17 protein-coding genes are annotated in these 18613 nt (G+C 70.1%); 8 read left to right on the plus strand and 9 right to left on the minus strand.

The genetic code is table 11. The features are described 5' to 3' along the window. Positions 1 to 28: 28 nt before the first annotated feature. Positions 29 to 301 (plus strand): helix-turn-helix domain-containing protein, encoded by a 273-nt coding sequence (locus tag BDK92_RS19845; protein ID WP_121158052.1) that lies wholly within the window; start codon positions 29 to 31, stop codon positions 299 to 301. Positions 302 to 358: 57 nt separating this feature from the next. On the opposite strand, the gene BDK92_RS19850 is transcribed toward BDK92_RS19845, so the two are convergent. Beyond that, complete coding sequence (locus BDK92_RS19850; protein WP_121158053.1) at positions 359 to 1153, minus strand: DUF4184 family protein; 795 nt, start codon at positions 1151 to 1153, stop codon at positions 359 to 361. A 213-nt stretch (positions 1154 to 1366) separates the two neighbouring features. Here BDK92_RS19850 and BDK92_RS19855 point away from each other — a divergent pair, with 213 nt between their 5' ends. Further along, positions 1367 to 2272: an NAD-dependent protein deacetylase gene (locus BDK92_RS19855; protein ID WP_121162404.1), complete on the plus strand. Its 906-nt coding sequence runs from the start codon at positions 1367 to 1369 to the stop codon at positions 2270 to 2272. Positions 2273 to 2391: 119 nt separating this feature from the next. Continuing rightward, positions 2392 to 2703: a hypothetical protein gene (locus BDK92_RS19860; RefSeq protein ID WP_121158054.1), complete on the plus strand. Its 312-nt coding sequence runs from the start codon at positions 2392 to 2394 to the stop codon at positions 2701 to 2703. Between the two features lie 44 nt (positions 2704 to 2747). On the opposite strand, the gene BDK92_RS19865 is transcribed toward BDK92_RS19860, so the two are convergent. Further along, the gene (locus BDK92_RS19865) at positions 2748 to 3467 is read right to left on the minus strand and encodes a PP2C family protein-serine/threonine phosphatase (RefSeq protein WP_121162405.1); all 720 of its coding nucleotides are present in this window, start codon (positions 3465 to 3467) and stop codon (positions 2748 to 2750) included. Positions 3468 to 3530: 63 nt separating this feature from the next. On the opposite strand from BDK92_RS19865, the gene BDK92_RS19870 reads away from it, so the two are divergent. The 4 genes from BDK92_RS19870 (at position 3531) to BDK92_RS19885 (ending at position 8606) form a co-directional block, all read left to right on the plus strand. After that, positions 3531 to 4562: a response regulator transcription factor gene (locus tag BDK92_RS19870; protein ID WP_121158055.1), complete on the plus strand. Its 1032-nt coding sequence runs from the start codon at positions 3531 to 3533 to the stop codon at positions 4560 to 4562. 323 nt (positions 4563 to 4885) lie between these two features. Next, positions 4886 to 6727, plus strand: coding sequence for an SCO2524 family protein (locus BDK92_RS19875; RefSeq protein ID WP_121158056.1), 1842 nt, complete (start codon positions 4886 to 4888; stop codon positions 6725 to 6727). 2 nt (positions 6728 to 6729) lie between these two features. Then, positions 6730 to 7650, plus strand: a complete 921-nt coding sequence (locus BDK92_RS19880; protein WP_121158057.1) for an SCO2523 family variant P-loop protein — start codon at positions 6730 to 6732, stop codon at positions 7648 to 7650. After that, the gene (locus tag BDK92_RS19885) at positions 7647 to 8606 is read left to right on the plus strand and encodes an SCO2522 family protein (RefSeq protein ID WP_211349295.1); all 960 of its coding nucleotides are present in this window, start codon (positions 7647 to 7649) and stop codon (positions 8604 to 8606) included. Before BDK92_RS19880 ends, BDK92_RS19885 begins: the two co-directional genes overlap by 4 nt. A 41-nt stretch (positions 8607 to 8647) precedes the next feature. Here the strand turns inward: BDK92_RS19885 and BDK92_RS19890 are convergent, their stop codons facing one another. Both BDK92_RS19890 and BDK92_RS19895 read right to left on the minus strand, forming a co-directional pair. Continuing rightward, on the minus strand, positions 8648 to 12997 hold the full coding sequence (locus tag BDK92_RS19890; protein WP_121158059.1) for a HEAT repeat domain-containing protein: 4350 nt from the start codon (positions 12995 to 12997) through the stop codon (positions 8648 to 8650). 128 nt (positions 12998 to 13125) lie between these two features. After that, positions 13126 to 14097, minus strand: coding sequence for an FAD-dependent oxidoreductase (locus BDK92_RS19895; RefSeq protein ID WP_121162406.1), 972 nt, complete (start codon positions 14095 to 14097; stop codon positions 13126 to 13128). A gap of 335 nt (positions 14098 to 14432) precedes the next feature. Here BDK92_RS19895 and BDK92_RS19900 point away from each other — a divergent pair, with 335 nt between their 5' ends. Beyond that, positions 14433 to 15365 (plus strand): SCO2521 family protein, encoded by a 933-nt coding sequence (locus BDK92_RS19900; protein WP_121158060.1) that lies wholly within the window; start codon positions 14433 to 14435, stop codon positions 15363 to 15365. A gap of 70 nt (positions 15366 to 15435) precedes the next feature. On the opposite strand, the gene BDK92_RS19905 is transcribed toward BDK92_RS19900, so the two are convergent. The 5 genes from BDK92_RS19905 to BDK92_RS19925 all read right to left on the minus strand — a co-directional run bounded on the left by BDK92_RS19905 (position 15436) and on the right by BDK92_RS19925 (position 18505). After that, positions 15436 to 15813, minus strand: coding sequence for a hypothetical protein (locus BDK92_RS19905; RefSeq protein ID WP_121158061.1), 378 nt, complete (start codon positions 15811 to 15813; stop codon positions 15436 to 15438). Between the two features lie 81 nt (positions 15814 to 15894). After that, positions 15895 to 16131, minus strand: a complete 237-nt coding sequence (locus BDK92_RS19910; protein ID WP_121158062.1) for a hypothetical protein — start codon at positions 16129 to 16131, stop codon at positions 15895 to 15897. A 65-nt stretch (positions 16132 to 16196) separates the two neighbouring features. Continuing rightward, complete coding sequence (locus BDK92_RS19915; RefSeq protein WP_121158063.1) at positions 16197 to 16727, minus strand: large conductance mechanosensitive channel protein MscL; 531 nt, start codon at positions 16725 to 16727, stop codon at positions 16197 to 16199. 153 nt (positions 16728 to 16880) lie between these two features. Beyond that, positions 16881 to 17237 carry an STAS domain-containing protein gene (locus tag BDK92_RS19920; protein ID WP_121158064.1) on the minus strand — a complete coding sequence of 119 codons (357 nt, stop codon included), beginning with the start codon at positions 17235 to 17237 and terminating at the stop codon, positions 16881 to 16883. A 170-nt stretch (positions 17238 to 17407) separates the two neighbouring features. After that, a complete protein-coding gene (locus BDK92_RS19925; protein WP_121158065.1) occupies positions 17408 to 18505 on the minus strand; it encodes a DUF4352 domain-containing protein in 1098 nt (365 codons plus the stop codon). Positions 18506 to 18613: the final 108 nt, after the last annotated feature.

The following is an 18613-nucleotide window of genomic DNA, read 5'->3' on the forward strand; positions in this document are numbered from 1 at the left end:
ATTTTAATACTAGGATTAGTATCGGGCCATGGTACGTACGCCACTGACCGAGGAAGAGCGGGTGCGAGGGCTCGCGCTGGGCCGGGCGCTGCAACGTGCCCGGGGCACCCGCAGCGCGGCCGAGGTCGCACTCCGCGCCGGCATCTCCCTGGACACGTTGCGAAAGATCGAACGTGGGGCGATCGTCACCCCGGCCTTCTTCACCGTGGCCGCCCTCGCGGAGGTGCTCGGCCTGGACCTCAACGACCTGGTCGACGAACTCGCCGCCCCGGTGCACCTGCCCGAGCGCCTGGCCTCGTAGCGCCGCCCAGCCAGGGTGGAGACGGTCCGGGGAGCCGTCCGGGCTACCGCGGCCGGGCTACCGGCCGGGTGGCAGGGGGCCGGCGAGGTCGTGCGGGCGGGGGCGGGCCAGCCAGCAGAGGGCGCACACGAGGGCGGCGATCATGCCGGCACCGCCGCCCCGGGTGGCGACCACGAACGCGGTGACGTACGGCCCGGACTCGGGCAGGTGGGCGCGGGCGCCGAGCAGGCCGCCGGCGACCGTGGTGAGGCCGATGAAGGCCCAGATCGCGTACGCGAGCGGGCGTGGGACCGGGGCCGTACGCGGGTCGGTACGTGGCTGCGGCGTACTCGTGTGCCACCAGTGGACGAACCAGCCGAGCAGGGCCGCCCCGCCGATCAGGCCGCTCGCGTACTGCGCCCAGCGGTATCCGGGTAGTCCCGCGTGGATCTCGGCCAGCCAACCGATGTGCCGGGTGCCCCACCGACCGAGGTGGGTGAAGGAGTCCCAGACCACGTGGGTCACTGCCCCCAGCGCCAGCGAGGCGGCGAGCACCGCGACCCGCCGCAGGCTCCGCAAGTGGAAGGTGGCCCCCCGGGGCAGCCGGGAGTCGATCCGGTCCCGCAGCGCCGCCGGCGCGATCGCGATCGCGAACGGGGCCAGCGCGGCCTGCCACACCGCGAAGGCAACCCCACCCAGCAGTACGTCCACCGTCAGCGCCGAGGCCAGGGTGTGCGTGGTGGTCCCGTCGAAGGTGGTCGGCACGAAGTACGGCAGGTCCGGTGCCATGCTGCCGATGACCAGGGCGGACGGGACGAGCCCGGAGCGCATGAACGGCAGTACGGCGGCGGGGTGGCTACCGGTGAACGGCATGTCTGCTCCGATCCGCGTGAGCGTACGGGGCCGGTTCCCTCCAGCTAACCGCTCCTACCGCCGGGGCGGGAGTCATGGAGGGGGCGATCAGCCATTCGTGAAACGGATGAACAGCGCAAAATATCCAGATCGGGGACCGTGGCGGGTTGAGTGATCGCCCACGTTGTCGGCCGAGCCTGGGCGATCGGACCCGGAGTGCGGCAGCATGGACCGGTGCATGAGGGTACGGCCGAGAGTTGCGCCGAGCTGGCCGGGTTGCTGGCCGGCGGTGACGTGGTGGTGCTGAGCGGCGCCGGCCTCTCCACCGAGTCGGGGATTCCCGACTACCGGGGACCGAGCGGGGCGCTGGTGCGGACCAGCCCGATGACGTACCAGACCTTCACCGGTGATCCGTTGGCCCGCCGACGTTACTGGGCGCGCAGTTTCCTCGGCTGGCGGCGGATGGCGCAGACCCGCCCGAACGCCGGGCACCGCGCGGTCGCCCAGTTGCAGCGCCAGGGACTCGTCACCGGCGTGGTCACCCAGAACGTCGATGGTCTGCACCAGGCCGGGGGCGCGGACCGGGTGGTCGAGCTGCACGGCAGCCTGGCCAAGGTGATCTGTCTCGGCTGCGGCGACGTGACCTCCCGTACGGAACTCGACCGCCGCATGGCGTGGGCGAACCCGAGGTTCGACGCGCGGGTCACCGCGCTCAACCCGGATGGCGACGTCGACCTGTCGGACGAGGAGATCGACCGGTTCCGGATGGTCGAATGCTCCGCCTGCGCCGGTGACACGCTCAAGCCCGATGTTGTCTTCTTCGGCGAGACGGTGCCGGCGGACCGGGTCCAGCAGTGCTTCGCGATGGTGGAGAAGGCCCGGGTCCTGCTGGTGCTCGGCTCGTCCCTGACGGTGATGTCGGGGCGTCGGTTCGTCATCCGGGCGGCGAAGCTCGGCATCCCGGTGGTGATCGTCAACCAGGGCCCGACCCGGGGAGACGCATACTCGGCGCTGAGCGTCGACGCCCCGCTCGGTGTCGTACTGCCGGAACTCGTCCGGCTCACCGCCGTACGTTCCGCCGTGGCCGTGCCGCCGGTCGCGACCGGTCCGGTCGGTGCCGGGTCGCCGGTCACGGCGTAGGTCGGATCGCCCGCACACGCGGGTTCCCGCCTGGTCGGGTCGAGTTTTCTCGTCCCTCGGCGGCTTCCGGCCACGGCCGGGCATGCTGCACATGGGAACGGCCCCGAAGGAGGCGCAGCGTGCCGGACTACGACAGCGACTGGACCGATGATCAGCGCGGCCTGTACGACGAGTGCTACTCCATCGGGCACGCCTGGGCGACGGACCAGGACACCTCGGCGGACGACCTTCAGCAGGTGCTGGACCTGGCCGAGGCGGACGACGACGATCTCGGCGACGTCGAACTCGACTACCCGCCGCTGGTCGACGCGGTGGCCGAGGCCATCGGCGAGACCGTCACCAGCGTCACCGCCGACCGCGACGACCCCGCGTTCCGTGGTTTTGTCGACGGCGCCCGCGACGGCGCCGCCGAGGACGTCTTCGGTCTCTAGGCGGCCGGCCAGCCCGCACCCTTCCGCCGCCCGGCGGCGGACGGCTAGGCGGGCAGGAGGTCGGCGATGATCACCGTGACGTTGTCCGGAGCGCCGCCCTGGTGGGCCAGCTTGACCAGTTGCTCCGCGCACTGCTGTGGGTCCGCGTGTTGGGCCAGCGCCTCGCCGATCGCGTCGTCGTCGATCACGTCCGAGAGCCCGTCGCTGCAGAGCAGCAGCCGGTCGCCCGGCGCCGCCGTCACGAGCGCGGTGGTCGGAACAAGTTCACCGCCCTGTACGGCCCGGGTGATGATCGAGCGCTGCGGGTGACGGTGTGCCTCCTCCGGGGTCAGCGCGCCCCGGTCCACCAACTCCTGGACGAAGGTGTCGTCCCTGGTCAACTGGTAGAAGTTGGGGTCGCGGGCGAGGTAGCAGCGGGAGTCGCCGACGTGCAGCACCGAGAGCTGGTCGCCGGTGAGCAGCACAGCCGTCACCGTCGTGCCCAGACCGGCCTGGTCCGGATCGGACTGGGCGGCAGCCGCGATCTGGCGGTTGGCCGCCGCGAGTGCGCCGGTGAGTGCGGCGAGCGGATCGGGGCCGATCGGGGCCCGGTCCAGCGGCAGCAGGTTCTTGATCACGATTGCGCTGGCCACCTCGCCAGCCGGCTGTCCGCCGACCCCATCGGCGACCACGAGTAACCGCTCGCCAGCATGGGCCGCGTCCTCGTTGTTGGTGCGGACCAGGCCGGGGTCGCTGACAATCGCGGTACGCAGGCTCAGGTTCATGGAGTGCAGCATGCCAAGCGGAGCACCGAATCGTCTCTACGCACTGTTGCGTAGGGTTGGCCCATGATGCCGGTCGCCATGGTCGGGCGCGTCGCGGAGCTGACCGAGCTCGCCCGCGCCTGGTCCAGCCTGGCCGGCTCGGCCCGGCCGGCCCGCCGTACCGCGTTGATCACCGGGGCGGGTGGCGTGGGCAAGAGCATGTTGGTCGCCGCCGCGCTGGACGCGTTCAATCCCGCGCCGGGGACCGTGCTCTTCGGCACTGCCCGGGTGCACAGTCCGGCGCCGTACGACTGGTTGGCGGCGGTGCTGACCGGGCGGAACACCGGCGACCTGCCGTTGCCGGCCGACGCGCTGGCCTGGCTGGCCCAGCACCCGAACGCGCCCCGTGAGCGGTACGCCCCCGGCACCCTGCTCCGGCTCGCCGTACAGACCGTGCGGGCGCTGGTCGGGTCGGGGCCGGCGGTGCTCGTGGTGGAGGACCTGCACGCGCTCGACCCGGCGAGTCTCAACCTGATCGGCGAGCTGGCCGCCGCGCCCGAGTTGCCGGCCCTGCTGGTGGTCGCCAGCCGGCCCCCGGAAGCGGCGGTCGCACCCGAACTCGCCGCCCGTACGCTGGCCCGGCTCGCCGGTGCGCCGGGCTCGATCCGCCAGCACCTCGGCCCGCTGACCCGGGACCAGGTCGAGGCGGTGCTGGCGCAGGTCTACCCGGACCGCGTCGTGGAGCCGCGGTTGGTCGAGGCGGTGCGGGAACGGACCGGGGGGAACCCGTACCGGCTCACCGAGCTGCTCGCCACCCAGGGCGGGCACGGACCGGAGGGGCTGGTCCGGCAGCCGTCGCCGGGGCAGCCGTCGCCCGTGGTGGACTGGCCGGTCGAACCGCTCGGCGCGGAGTTGACCGCTCGTGAGGTCGAGGTGCTCGGCTGTCTGGCGGCCGGGATGTCGAACAAGCAGGTGGCCCGCTCACTGGGCATCTCGGTACGCACCGTGACGGTGCACGTCTCCAACCTGCTGCGCAAGACCGGCTCGGCGTCGCGTACGGAGGCCGCGCTCTGGGCGGTACGCCGGCAGCTCACCGGGCCGACACAGCCGGTCTGAGCGCGGTGGCGGAACCGCTCCGGTCGGCCGCCGTCCCGTTCTTATTGATCAATTGTCTCAGCGGCTGGTCCCGATTTCTCCACCCTTGACGCGTACGCCATCATTGGCAGATAGGACTGGCCCGCGAGAGGGGGTGGTCGCCATGATTCGTGGCACCACTGTAGAAAGATCATATATTCCGCGGGCTGACCAGCGTCTTTGCTTGACCAGCTGAGCTGGTTCCGGTCGCATTCGCACCGAGCCATGATCCATAAGCACCCGTTCTCCGGGGCCCCTTGGTGTACCCGGTTGCATGACAATTGGCGGATGGTGGTGCACGACAGATGAGGATTCAACCTCGTCAGGAGCTTCTCGAGATCTGGGCTGCCGTTGTCAGGTCGTCCTGGCGGGACGGCCGTTGGGTGTGGGGCGGTGCGGACGGCTCCAATTCGATCAGTGACGCGGAACAGCTGCTCTGCCTGCTCCTGCCGTCGACGCAGGTGACCGCGTTCAACATCGACCGTCCGGACGAGACGGCCGATGAAATGATCAAGGTATTGCGTCCGCTCGGCACGGCGACCCAGATACCGCTGGTACTCGTACAGATCTTGACCGAGTACTTCGCCCGCTACACCGACCCGTCCGGTACGCCCATTTTCTCGGGTGACAGCTATTTTGGCATCGACGACCCGACCCAGCCCGCGACCGAGGAGCAGCGGCACCTCGACATCGTGGACTCCTTCGCGATGTCGGTCACCCTCTCGCTGGCGACCATCGGTTTCCTCCGGGTGTTCCGCAACGCGGTCCGGCGCGAGGAGACCCTCCAGGAGATCACCTCCCTGGAAACGATGGCGAGCACCCGGCTCAGCGCCGCCATGATCGGCCTACTGCGCAGCTTCTCCGTCAACGTCTTCGACGTCGACTCCACCGAGGGCCGGGCCCTGATCCGTACGGTCAACCAGGCCGAACTGCCGCAACGGCAGATCGTCTCCCAGCTCCGCCGGGCACTGCGCCAGACGATGGCGACGTTCCGTGAGGTCCTGATCGGATCCGGCCAGGTTGCCGACCTGGAAAGCCCGAACCGACTGTTCGAGTGCGGCTGGTCCTGGGGGATCGTCAACGACGCCCCGCTGATCGAGACCAACGAACCGGTCGGCGACCAACCCAAGGGCGTGGCGCAGGACGCCCCGTACCTCTACTTCACGGTCATCGCGGTCGACGCGATCGAGGACCTCTTCTCCGAACGGACCCGCATCCTCGGCCTGCTCAACGACGAGCAGCAGCGGCTCTCCCGGGCGCTGCAACTGCGGTGGGAGCTGACCAGGACCTACTGGGCCACGGTCGCGACCTTCGGCGACAGTCACCGCTGGCCGCTGGAGGACATCCCGTGGCGGACCACCGACGAGGACGCCTCCGACTACTACACCCTGCTGGTCACCTCGCTCGCGGTGAAGGGGCTGGTGCAGGAGCGGGGTACGGATGCCGAGCTGAGCCGGGTCGGCCTGGCCCTGGTCGAGCTGGCCAACCGGGCCCGGATCACCCGCCGGCCGTTCGACGCCGACCCGGCGCTGACCCTGCACTCACCCGGCGTACGGCTGACCCTCAACGGCAGCGAACAACTCGGTGGCCCACGACTGCGCTGGATGGTGAGCGAGTTCTCGGCGCTGCTGCTGCAACGTACGGCCTTCATCGCCGGCCTGCTCAGCGACGCCGAGCAGCGGGGAACCCTGCTCGACCTCGCCGACCGGGTCTGGGAGCACCTCTCCGCCCGGCGGCTCGACGGCGGTGTCGGACGGAGCCTCTGGGACCAGCCGGCAAAGGTCTTCCGACAGCTCAAGCACACCCAGGAGGGGACCTCCTGGTACTACACCGAACGGGTGGTGCAGGGGCTGGTCACCACCGCCAACATGCTCAACCGACCGCCGCTACGCAGCGATAAGCTGGCCGATTACGCGTTGGACCTGCTCAGCGAGGCCGAGCACCTGTACGACATGGAGCTGCTCAGCGGTGCCGCCGAGGGCGGTCCGAAGATGCAGCAGACCCTGCACCTGATCCGGGTGAACCTACGCCGGTCCCGGGAGATCGTGCAGGACCGGCCCGGCACCGCCGCCGCGCTGGCCACCGAGGTGTTGCGCGCGCTCGACGAACTCGCCGCCGCCCGCCGCGACGTCTCCGAGGCGGGCTGACCATGCTGATCTTCGCGACTTCCGACAAGGGTGGCACCGGCCGCTCCGTGACCAGCAGCAACGTGCTCTATCGCAGCGCGTTGCAGGGCACCGACGTCTGCTACCTCGACTTCGACTTCGGCTCGCCCACGGCCGGTGCCATTTTCAACATCGACCGGGCGGTGCACGGCACCACCACCCAGACCGGGCTGCACAACTACCTCAACTCCGAGTGCGCGGAACCACACCGCCTCGATGTCTGGGCCGACTCCGACCGGCCCAGCCTCCGGAACCGACCACCGGGAGCGGGCCGACTGATGTTGCTTCCCGGCGACGTCGGCGGCGGAGAGTTCCCGAGCAGTGAGGAACGGGTGCGCCAGTGCATCCGCCTCTTCCTCCGGCTGGAGGAGGAGTTCGAACTCAGCCTGGTCGACCTGAGCGCCGGTCGGTCGTACGCCACCGACATCGTTCTCGCCGCCACCGCCGCACCCGAACTGCGTTCGGTCAAGGCGCGCTGGTTGGTGTTCCACCGCTGGACCCGGCAACACGTGCTGGCCGCCTCCAGTCTGGTCTACGGGGACAAGGGCATCCTCGAAACCGGGGTACGGCGCGGCCACACGTACGACAGCCTGCTCAACGGGCTGCGGTTCGTGCGTACCGCCGTGGTCGACCCCGACTCGCCCGAGCTGGAAGGGCTGCAACCACCCCAGGTGGCCTGGCTGCGCGAGTGCAACCAGGACCTGCTGGAGATGGCGAGCACCAACCGGGTGGGCCGGACGATGATGATCGGCTCGGTGCCGTTGGACCCGGTGCTGCAATGGCGCGAGCAGCTCATCTCCGACAACGACGTGTACGCCCGGCGGATCGCCAACCTGGAGACGGTCGAAGCCTTCTCCTCCCTGGCCAAACGCATAGTCGACGACGCGGCCTGGGAGACGCTGTGACAAAACCGGAAGTGAGCTTCGAAGAGACGGCGGCCCGACGAAGCGTCGAATCGGTCCCGCTCTCCCATCTCTCGATCGAACTCGGCCACCTCTACATCGAGGAGTTCGCCGGCGGCGTCGAACAACTGCGCCGACATTTCTCCCGGGTGGCGCCCTGGGTGGCCGCGGCCCGCCAGGCCGCCGTCGGCCGGGTCCCCAAGGGACGGGCCAGGATCAGCACCTGTTTCCTGATCGACGACTACTTCACCCGGTTCAGCACCCCCGGCGAGGTGGTCCGGCAACTCCAGGAGGCGGCCGAGGGCACCGGGCTGGTGATCGACTACTTCGCTCGCGAGTCCGGTTGCGCGGAGGCCGACGGCATCCCGCTGGCCCAGCTGGTGGTGGACCAGTTGGTCTCCGACCCGGTGCCGGAGACCAACGGGGAGCGGCCACCGGTCACCGAGACCGGTTGGCTCTGCAACGGCAAGCGTTCCCCGGCCAGCGGGCCGGCCCAGGCGATGAGCGACTACGTCTGGCAGCCGCCGGTGCAGAACGCGGCCAACCGACACTCGATCTTCATGGACGTCGAGCTCTGGGACTTCGACGAGAACGGGCAACTGGTCTGGTCCTGCCCCTTCCTCGCCGGGGTATGGCAGCTCATGCGCCTCGGCCTGCTGCGGCACGAGGGCGAAGGCGTGACCAACCCGTACCAGCTGGAGGAATGGCCGGACGACTGGGACGAACTGCCGGCCGTGGTCAAACTGAACCCGCGCGCGGCGCCGTTCAGCGCGTACCGCACCTTCTCCGTGCTCGGGTCGCGTTTCCTTCCGATCGAACACGCCGTACGGACGATCCTCAGCCAGGTGTCGATCGGCCCGGCGGTGCTCGACCAGATCCACACCCGGAGCCGGAACGAGCACGTCGACCTCCCCAAGGACCTGGTCGAACGGATCGAGTACGTGTTCATCTCCGACTGACCGCGCTGGCACCCGCTGCCGCCCACTGCCTCGACCGGTGGTCATCGCGGGATGTCCGGCAGATGGTCCGGATCCGCTCCCGGTAGCCAGGTCAGCGCCTGGCCGGCGAACCGACGGAAGCCGGGATCGTCGTCGTGCCGGGCCAGCCCGGTCAGCAGCGTACGGGTCTCCGGGTCGTCGCCGAACCGGGTGCCGAGCAGCCGCACGGCGGTCACCCGTACCGACCAGTCGTGGTCGTAGAGCCGTTCGACGAAGAGCGCCCGCACCTGGGGGTGCTCGGCGAGCCGCTCACCCAACACCCCCAGCACCTCCCGGCGTACCTGCACGTCGGTGTCGTGCCGGGCCTTGTCGAGCAGCAGTTCACGGACCCCGGGCTCGGCGCCGAAATGGTCGCCGAGGATGCGTACCGCCACGCAACGGACCAGGCCCTCCTCGCTCTCGACCCGCTGCGTCAACACCGCACCGAGCTCGGTCGTGGCGGAGTGGGTGGCCAACGCGGTCGCCGCCGCCCGGAGCAGTTCGGCGTCCGGGTCCAGACGAACCCGGTCCAGCAGGATCGTGGCGAGCTCCGGGGCGCCCCGGAACCGCTCCACCAGCATCCGCACCGCGGCGAGCCGTAGCCGGGGACTGGTGTCGACGGCCCGGCCGGCGAGCAGCTCCCACACCACCGACGTGTCGGTCCCGGGCAGCCCGGCGATCACCGACGCGGCATGGGCGAAGACCTCCCCGGCCTGGTCGTGGCGCGCCCGGTCGACGAGTACGGCGTGCACCTGCGCGTCCGACCCGGCCCGAGCCGCGAGGGCGCGCGACGCCGCGAGGCGTACCTCCGCCCCGCTGTCGTCGACAGCCCGTTCGATGATCAGTTGTCGTACGTCGTCCTCGGCCGCCCACTCGGCCAGCGCCCGTACCGCCGCCAGGCGTACCGCCGCGCTGGCGTCGTCGCGGGCCAACCCGGCCAACGTCTCCCGGGCGCCCGGGTCGATGCCGATCCGGTGCACCAGTGCACGCGCGGCAGCCAGCCGGATCCGGGGGTCGAAGTCGACCCGGGCCAGCCGGACCAGGCTCTCCACCAGTTCCGGTGCGCCGCGCAGCCGATCGACCAGCGCCTCGACGGCGATCAGCCGTACGTCCGCGTCCCGGTCGTGCCCCGCCACCACGGTCAGCAGCTCGACCAGCGAATCCTCGTCCGCGAAGCACTCGACCAGCATCCGCAGCGCGGTCCGACGGACCACCTCGTCGTCGTCCTGCCGGATCCGGAGCTCCAACAGTTCGCGCAGTTCCCGATCCGGTCCGAACCGCTCGACCAGGGACTGGGCGGCGGCCCGGAGCACCAGGGCGTCGCTGTCCGAGCGGATCCGGTCGACCAGGAGCGTCTGGACCACCGGGTCGACGCCGAGTCGCTCGCCGAGGGCCCGTACGGTGGCCCGACGCAGCACCGGGTCGACGTCGTCACGGGCCCGCTCGATCAGGCGGTCACGGACCTCTCCGCTCGCGTTGAAGCGTTCGATCAGGACCTGGGCGGCCATCCGCACCACGTCCGCGTCGCAGTCGCTGTCGAGGCGGTCGAGCAACATCGCCCGCAGTTCGTCCTCGCCGCCGCAGCGTTCACCGAGCAACCGCAGCGCCGCCTGTCGGACACCGGCGTTCTCGTCGGTGGAGGCCCGTTCCAACAGCAGCTCGCGTACGGGTGGTTCGCCCCGGAAGCGTTCGCCCAGCGCCTGCACCGCGGCGAGCCGTACCCCGGAGTACCCGTCCTTGCAGGCCCGCTCGGTGAGCAGTTCGCGGGCCCGGTGGTCGGCGCCGAAACGCTCTCCGAGGGCCTGCACCGCGGCGAGCCGTACTCCGGTGTAGCCGTCGTCGCGGGCACGTCTGATCAGTCGGGCGCGGACCAGCTCCGCCGCCGTCCGATGCGCGGTGCTCTCCGCCGCGGCGGTGGCGAGCTGCGCCACCTCGGTCAGCCCGGCTACCCAGGCGTACGCGGCCGAGCTGCCGTCCTGTTCGCCGAGTTCCTGGTCGAAGAGTTCGTCGATCCGCTCGTTCGGCGTGGAGAGCATCGCGGCGAGCCGGGCTGCGTACGCCGACACCGGACTCCAGGCCACCCGGACCCCTCGTCGGCGGTACCAGCGCAGGTACGCCTCCCGGTCCGGCCAGTCGGTGCCGATCGCCTGCGCCGCCGGCAGGATCTCCGCCTCGATCAGCTCCGCCGTCTTGCGGTCGTGCATCGACACACCGTGTTCCAACAGCAGGATGAGCTTGCGCAGCAGTGCGGCGGCGGGCTTCGCCACCACCGGCGAGATGGTGCGGACCTCGGCGAGGCACTGCACCGCCAGCGCCAGGTTCCAGGGCGGCCGGCTGAACGGGGTTGGCGGCCAGGACCGGTTCACCTCGTTCGTCAGCAGGTCGATGATCTCCGCCGTACGCTCCTCGGGCAGCGCGCCGGCGAGCAGCCGGAGCACCTCCCGCCAGGACTGCCGGGGCCAGTGCTGGCGGAACAGGTCCTTCACCTCGCCGATGGTGAGCACCCGGTCGTGCTGGAACTTGGTCAGCACCGCGTCGGCGCAGAAGAACTCCAGGAACGTGCGGTGGACGAAGCCGTACAGGTGGGAGCCGTACCGGCTGAGGATGAAGTTTCGTTCCCGGAACTGATTGATCATCGACAGGGCGATGGCGCGGGCCGCGGCCGGGTCCCGGTGGTAGCGCTCGACCAGGTAGTCCTCGAAGACCTGGCTCAGCTCCTCGGCCTCGATGTAGTTGGCGCTGAGGCCACCTTCGGCGGACTGCATCCGGTACGCGAGCCGCCGCAGCAGTTCCTTCTTGTCCTCGGTGCCGATGAAGTCCGGGTCCTGGTGCTGGTCGCGGAGGTGCCGGTTGACGTCCCAGTGTTCGACCAGCACGGTCGCCGCGTGGTCGTAGAGCCGCCACCGTTCGCGGGGTAGCGCCTGGTGCTTCCCGATGATCGCGAGGATGGTCAGCAGCAGTGGATTTCCGGCCAACTCCCGGATCGCGTGCGAGTGGCGCATGGCGTCGAGCAGGCGCGCCTGGCGGATCAGCGCGTCCTGCGGCCGGTCGTGGATCGCGAGCCTGTACCAGTGTCCGAGGAACTCCGCGGTCTGGTCGGAGTCGAGATCCTGGAGGGTGAAGTGGGTGAACCCGACGTCGGTCAGGATCCGTCGGGCGTAGTCGACCACCCGCGACGTGACGATGACGCGTACCTGTGGGAAGTCGGCGGCGAAGCCGGCGATCTGGCTGACCACCTCCTGCCGGCGGCGGCGGTCGAAGACCTCGTCCAGGCCGTCGAAGACGGCGACCGTCCGGCCGAGGGTGAGGTGGCGCAGCAGCGCCGTCCGGTCGATGCCCAGGCCGTCGGTGTGCGCCCGGTGGTCCAGGTAGTCGACGAAGCTCTGGCAGCGTCCCTCGGCGGCGAGGGTGACGTACGAGCGGAGTTCGACAAGCAGCGGCAGGTGGTCGGTCAGGGCTGCCAGCCGGTCGTCGGGGTGCCCGCCGGCCAGGGCGAGGACCAGGTAACGGGCGGCGGTGGACTTGCCCGAGCCGGGGTCGCCGAGGAGCACCACGGTCCGCTGCTCGGGTGAGCCGAGCACGTCGAAGAGTCGCTGCAACGGTTTGGCCCGGTAGGACTCCTGCAGATGTGCCAGCTCGCTCGGGCTCACCTCGGCCGGCACGTTCTCCAGGGGCAGGCTGCCGTCGACCGGCACCCGCTGCCGCCATTCCCGGGGCACCTCGGCCGGCGGCGGGTCCGCCCGTACGGTCTGTTCCACGAAGACCGACGCGAGACCGATCTGCAGGTAGTCCTCACTCTGCGCCGGGGTGAGCGCGTCCAGGTCCAGTACGCCGTAGTGCTGCCGTAGCCGGGCGAAGTAGCGCTTGACCGTGTCCTGGCCGAGGGCGTTCAGCCCGTGCCCGGGCCACCCGGTCTCCGCCAGCCGTACGGCCACCGCGGCGGTGACCCGGGCGGCCAGGTCGGCCGGGTCGGTGAACATGCTGCACATGTGTCGATCGGCCAGCTCGGCGCGGAGCGCCTCGATCTGCTCGGCGTCCGCGCCCCGGTCGACGAAGGTCCGTGGCCACGGCGCTTCCTCGTCGAGTAGGAAGATCAGGCAGGGCTTTCCGCTGTTCAGCGCCTCACGGTATTCCAATTCTGTGATCGAGCGACCATAGCCGGGCGGCACGAAACCGTAGCGCCAGGCGAAAATGCCCACGTAGACATCACATTCCCGGACATCTTCGAGGCATCTTTCCAGCGGGCGCCGATCTTCCGCGACATAGGATTCCATCGCCATGTCCTCGACCCGGAGCCGGCGCAGCGCGAGCTGCACCGCGGCGCGACATTCCTGTAGATCCCGGAAAGTGGCTGACACGTAGACCTTGGTCACGGCGGCTCCTATGCGGCGTGAGCGGCACGTGACGTAACCGTATCAATAGGGCGCAAGAATAATTTGCCCGTCGTCCGGCCCCCGACAGCAGTATCGGCGGCCGAACAAGGCATCGGCGCTAATGATTTTCAAGACAAGGTTGCGGTGCGTGATTCGATCATGTCCAGCACGTCGAGGGCGCAGCCCCAGGAAAGGCTGATCCCACTTCCACCGTGACCGTAATTGTGGATCACCTGGCTACCATCCACATTGATCACATCCAGCCTGACCTGTGGGCGGACCGGGCGGAAACCTACCCGGTGACTCAGGACCCGGGCCCGTGCCAGAGCGGGCTCGACGGCGGCACAGCGGCGTACGATCGCCGCCGCGGTCTCTTCCCGGGGTGTCGCGTCGCAGTGTTCGGGCTCCATGGTGCCGCCGAGCACGACGTGGTCCCCGTGCGGGAGGAAGTAGGTCAACTCGGCGAGTTCGTTGCTGCTCTCCGCGAAGAACCAGTCCACGCCGGGGTTGTCGACCACCACCAGTTGCCCCCGGGTCGGTCGCACCTCGCTGTCCGGCACGAGTTCCCGGGCGCTGGACCCGGTGCAGTTCACCACCACCGGCGCCTCGGCGGCGACCTCGGTGAGCGAGTCGACCGTGGCCCGCTCGATCCGGCCGCCGGCCCGGCTCAGTCGGTGCACCAGGTAGTCGAGGTAACGCGGCATGTCGATGACCGGCGCGGTGTACCGCCATCCGGAGACAAAACCGCTGGGCAGCTCGGCCGGTCGGCAGAGCTCGAAGTCGTCGACCTCGGTCAGCCACGGGTGCGGTGGCGACCAGGTGCGGGTGGCCTCCAGGCCGGTGACCAGACGCACCCCGGTCCCGGTCGCCCTGGCAAGCGGCTTGAGCAGAGCGAGCGTCTGCTGGCCCCAGTGGGCCGCCCGCTCGTGCGCGGCGATCACCCGCCCCCAGATCGCGCCGGCCGCGTACGAGGTCGTCTCCGCCGGTCGCTCCCGGGTCCGGACCAGAACCGACCGTCCGCTCTCGGCAAGACATACCGCCGTGGTCAGGCCGGTCACCCCGGCGCCGACAACAAGTACGTCCATGTTGGCAGCCGTCACCACTTGAGCCTATGGCGCGGATTGCGTTGCCGCCCGACCCCTGGAAGTTCAGTGAAAAGGTGTATCCGGGACTTCCGTCGTAAAAACCCGCGCGGAATCAGACGCCGCTCGGCGCGGACCACCCCGCCCGGGTACGCCACCCGCTCCCCGACGCGCCGCAGGGCCGGGCGGACCAGCCGGGCCCCAGCCGTACGCAACCGCGACGATAGTTACGCGTGCGTTCGCGTGTCCCTTACGTTGCACGGCGGTCCGATGATGGGATGAAACCGGTCGATCGATGAGACGTCCTGGTCGCAAGCCGCGGCAGGGGCGGCGCGTGACGTTGCGGAGGTGCCATGCTGACCGTGGGCGAGGTCCACACCGGGCTGCTCCAGAACTCGACCGCGCTGTCGCTGGATCGGACCGCCCAACTGCTGGACCTCCTGACCGGTGAACGGGTCCGTCGCTCGGAACGGCCGATCGCCTACGCCGTCTCGCCGGACCAGCTCACCGGAGTCGACTGTCGACTTCCGACCAGCACCGGCAGTCGGAGCCGGGGTGTCGGCACGGTGGTCTCGCACGCTGCCGTCACCGGGGGGCACGTGTTGCAGGGTTCCACCCACACCCGGATCGCCCGAGCCGCCGCCAACCGTCGGCTGGTCTGGTCGCACTACCTCTCCCGGCCGGGGCAGGTGGAGACGATCGGCAAAGTTGACGTACGGGACATGACCCGGGGGTTCCTCGGCGCGGCGTACCAGTCGCCGGCACTCAACCTCGGTGCGATCAGTGCCCGGAGCATGGACACCGTGCAGGCGTCCGCGACGCTCGACCACCGCCCGCCGTTCCGGGCCCAACGGACCTGCCTACGCTGGGTCCTGCTGCCAGCCGAAGACCCCGAGACCGAACTGAGCGGCACCTTCCGGGTCGAGTCGGACACCCTCCGTACGCTCGAACTGACCGTGGCGGACCGGGACGTGCAGACGATCGTGGAGCTCTGCGAGGACCTCGCCCTGCACGACTGGTTGCTGACCACGCTGCTCGCCCTGATGGAGGCCAGCCTCACCGGGCCGGGCAGCCGGTCGCAGAAGCTGGATCGGCTCCGGCCGGCGATCGACTGCCTGTTGCACCTCTGGATGCCCGCCGCCCGGCTCGACGAGTCCGTGCTCCCGGTCTGGCAGGCGCTCGAACGGCGCCCCGGCTTCACCCGGCAGTGGGAGTCGTCGGTGAACCGGATTCGCGACCAGGTCAGCCTCAGCGCCATCGCCCTGCTCGAAACCCCGACCCGCTGATCGTCGGCGCCACCTCGCGACCGGCCGGCGGGCCGGCGCCGCGCGCACCGGTCGGCGCTGCGGTGACGGGTCAGTGGGCCTCGGGGACCAGTTCGGCCCGGCCCACGGTCAACTCCACCACATCCTGGTTGACGTCGGCGATCTGGTCGGCCTCGATGTAGAGGTCACGGGCGAGCAGGCCGGGGCTGTCCACCTTCAGGTAGCCGCTGCGCAGCAGCCGGGCGGCGAGATCTGGCGGTACGTCCGGCTCGTCACCGCTCTCGGTGTGCGGCACCCGGTCACCGAGCACGCCGTCACCGTTCGGGGGGTCCTGCGCGGTCACCGCGTTCGGGTCGCCGACGCGGACCGCGACGACCGTACCGACCTCTTCACCGACCGGGTCGACGACCCGCATGCCGGTGGTCACCTGGGCGATGGGCTCGGGGCTGGTTGGGACGTCGCTGTGCATGTCTGGGCGATTCCCTGCTGGTCGCCGCGCTAAACCCGACCCCGGGTCCGGGCGGGACGAAGGGCGCTGCGACCGGCTGCCTCAGCCGAGTCCGGGTGGCCGGGCCGAGAGCTCCCGCCAGTTGTCCGGTCCGACCAGCAGGCCGCGTACCGCCTCGTACGCCTCGTCCTCGCTGTCGTACTCGAAGAACCGGGAGATCCCCTCGGCGCCGCCGGCCCGCTGTTCCAGGTGCCACTGGTCGGCATCCGTACGGAGGTAGACGTCCCGCCGGGCGAGGTGCCCCCATTTGCCGTTCCACCAGTGTTTCCGCTGTTCCATGATCGCACCCTATCGAACGTGTGTTCGATAGGGTGCGGGGAGGGGGAAATTCGAGATGTGGCCGGTCAGCGGCCCGACGCCGGGTGGTCCCGTCCGGCCGGCGGGTAGTCCCGACCGGTCAGGTTGTCGAACGCCTCCCGGTGCTGTGACGGCACCCGACCCCCGGCGACCAGCGCGTCCCGGATCTCGGTGAGCAGCTTGACCTCTTCACTCGGTGCGGCCGGCGGCGGCTCCTCGCCGCGGCGGCGGCGCTCGGCCAGCTTGTTCAGCGGGAGCACCACCAGGAAGTAGAGCACCGCCGCGGTGATGAAGAAGGTGATCACCGCGTTCACGAAGGCGGCCCAGTCGAACACGACCCCGTTGAGGTGCCAGGCGCCGGGCGTGGGAGGCGCCTCCGCGCCCGGCGTACCGGGTGTACCGGGGGTGCCGGTCGGTGCCGGGGTGGCAACGGAACCGCCCAGCAGTTGGATCAACGGCTTGAGGAACGAGAGCGTGAGCTGGGTGACCACGGTGGTGAAGGCGGCGCCGATGACGACGCCGACCGCGAGGTCGACGACGTTGCCACGCATGATGAAGTCTTTGAAACCCTTGAGCATTCGCGTCTCCGGAAGGTTGGCGGTGTCGACCGACAACCTATGCCCCGGGAAAGGCGCGAAGAAAAGTGCCGCCTGGTCGGCCTTGTGGGGCGTACCAGGCGGCGACAGTTCCACCACCGAGCGGCACCGCCGCGAGGGGCGGCGATGGGCGTACTAGGACGAGGCGGGAGTCTGGTCCGCGGCGATGGCCTGCTCCACCGACGGGTGGGTCTGCAGCACCTCCACCAGTCCGCTGACCTCCAGGATGCGCAACACACCGCGCTGCGGAGCGGCGAGTCGTACCACCCCACCGGCCTCGTCGGAGCTGTTCTTCGCGCGTACGAACACGGAAAGGCCGGTCGAGTCGCAGAACGTGAGCTCGGCCAGGTTGAAGACCAGCCGAGGCTTGCCCCGATCGAGCAGATCAGTGATCTCGTCCTGCAACTGCGGGGCCGTGGCCATGTCCAGCTCGCCCGCGACCGCTACGACGACCACGTCGCCGCGCTGCTCCGTGTGCACCGTCAAGGACATTCGCGACCTCCTGTTATCGACAGAAACGGTACTCCACCGAGGGGTGCGGTGGCAGGACCGGAACGCCCGGTTGGCGAACACCATTTTCCTTACCGGGTGGTGGCGACCGGGAGCCGCCCCTGCCGACACCGCTCCGGCCGCGCCGGGGACGGGTGGAGCGGTTGGAGCAGCTATTCGACGCGGACCACGAGACCGGGCGAGGAGGGTACGTGGTACAGCCGTAGCCGGACGATCCGGGCGCGGACCGGGATGTCGTAGACCAGTGCGCCGGTCACCAGGATGCCCGGGTTGATCTCGTTGAGGAAGGCCTGCTGGTCGGCGTTGGCCAGCAGGCTCGCCTCGCTGTCGGCGTTGAACAGCGCCCCGTCCGGCCCGTACGCCCGCTGGAGCGCGTCGGTGAAGAACGCCGGATTCTTCCCGATGTTGCGTACGGCGAGTTCCACCAGGCAGAACTGACCGACGGCGGCCTGGTTGACCAGGCGATCACCGACCTGGTCGACGCCGCACCGGACTCCGCTCACCAGAAACTCGAGATCCCCGTCCCGGCCGGCCTGGTTGAGGCCGACAACCCGCTGCCCCCGACTCTCCACCCGGGTGTAGATGTCACCGCCCCAGGTCAGCGCCGTGCCGACAACGCCGGCGCAGCAGCAGATCACCAGCGCCACGCTGACCCCGAGTAGCAGCCAGAGTCGTCGGCGGCGTTCCGGACGCACCGGGTGCGGCTCCGCGTCGGGGTCGTCGAGCCAGGAGACCGACTGGCCCGGTGACCAATCGTCCGGGGGTGGCTGCTCGGATCGCGGCTGCTCCGGGGGCCACTGCCCGGTCTGCCGCTGCTCGGTCTGCCACTGCTCGTCGGGCGGCCGGTCGGGCTGCGACTGGTCGGCGTACGGCGGTGGTTGGTCGGGATAGGGAAGCGTGGAGTCGCCGCCGATCGGCGGGGCCACCACGGGGGTGTCCGGGGTGGACCAGTCCGGCGGCCGGACCGGCGCCTGCGGGTCGGGTGGACCGGTGCCGGCTGCCGGTCCGTCGACCGGCGGCGGCACTGGCTTGTCGACCGGGGGTGGCGGAAGTGGCTCGTCGACCGTGGAGCCGCCCTCCGGGTCCGGGGTCGGTTCGCTGGTGGGCGGGTCCGGGTCGACCGACCAGCTCCACGGTTGTGCGTGGGGGCCAGGGGGGTCGCTTCCGGATCCGGGCCCCGGATCCGGGCGCGGGGTGGGCTCGGGACGGGGTTCGGGCGGGCCGTTCTCCGGTCGGTCGGGCGTGGGCATCGCGGTCCCCCGATCACGCGAACACTTTGCCTGATTCTAGGGTTGATAACCCCTTTGTCCGTTCAAGATCCCGGTTTCTGACCCCGCCACACCGGCCCACACTGCGGT

The organism is Micromonospora pisi, from assembly GCF_003633685.1.
Classification (GTDB): domain Bacteria; phylum Actinomycetota; class Actinomycetes; order Mycobacteriales; family Micromonosporaceae; genus Micromonospora_G; species Micromonospora_G pisi.

Bases quoted from the DNA above. Each gene is read 5' to 3' on its own strand.
- BDK92_RS19910 (WP_121158062.1), bottom strand. From the start codon at position 16,131: ATGGAACAGCGGAAACACTGGTGGAACGGCAAATGGGGGCACCTCGCC.
- BDK92_RS19915 (WP_121158063.1), bottom strand. From the start codon at position 16,727: ATGCTCAAGGGTTTCAAAGACTTCATCATGCGTGGCAACGTCGTCGAC.
- BDK92_RS19870 (WP_121158055.1), top strand. From the start codon at position 3,531: ATGATGCCGGTCGCCATGGTCGGGCGCGTCGCGGAGCTGACCGAGCTC.
- BDK92_RS19920 (WP_121158064.1), bottom strand. From the start codon at position 17,237: ATGTCCTTGACGGTGCACACGGAGCAGCGCGGCGACGTGGTCGTCGTA.
- BDK92_RS19845 (WP_121158052.1), top strand. From the start codon at position 29: ATGGTACGTACGCCACTGACCGAGGAAGAGCGGGTGCGAGGGCTCGCG.
- BDK92_RS19900 (WP_121158060.1), top strand. From the start codon at position 14,433: ATGCTGACCGTGGGCGAGGTCCACACCGGGCTGCTCCAGAACTCGACC.
- BDK92_RS19925 (WP_121158065.1), bottom strand. From the start codon at position 18,505: ATGCCCACGCCCGACCGACCGGAGAACGGCCCGCCCGAACCCCGTCCC.
- BDK92_RS19865 (WP_121162405.1), bottom strand. From the start codon at position 3,467: ATGAACCTGAGCCTGCGTACCGCGATTGTCAGCGACCCCGGCCTGGTC.
- BDK92_RS19905 (WP_121158061.1), bottom strand. From the start codon at position 15,813: ATGCACAGCGACGTCCCAACCAGCCCCGAGCCCATCGCCCAGGTGACC.
- BDK92_RS19850 (WP_121158053.1), bottom strand. From the start codon at position 1,153: ATGCCGTTCACCGGTAGCCACCCCGCCGCCGTACTGCCGTTCATGCGC.
- BDK92_RS19875 (WP_121158056.1), top strand. From the start codon at position 4,886: ATGAGGATTCAACCTCGTCAGGAGCTTCTCGAGATCTGGGCTGCCGTT.
- BDK92_RS19880 (WP_121158057.1), top strand. From the start codon at position 6,730: ATGCTGATCTTCGCGACTTCCGACAAGGGTGGCACCGGCCGCTCCGTG.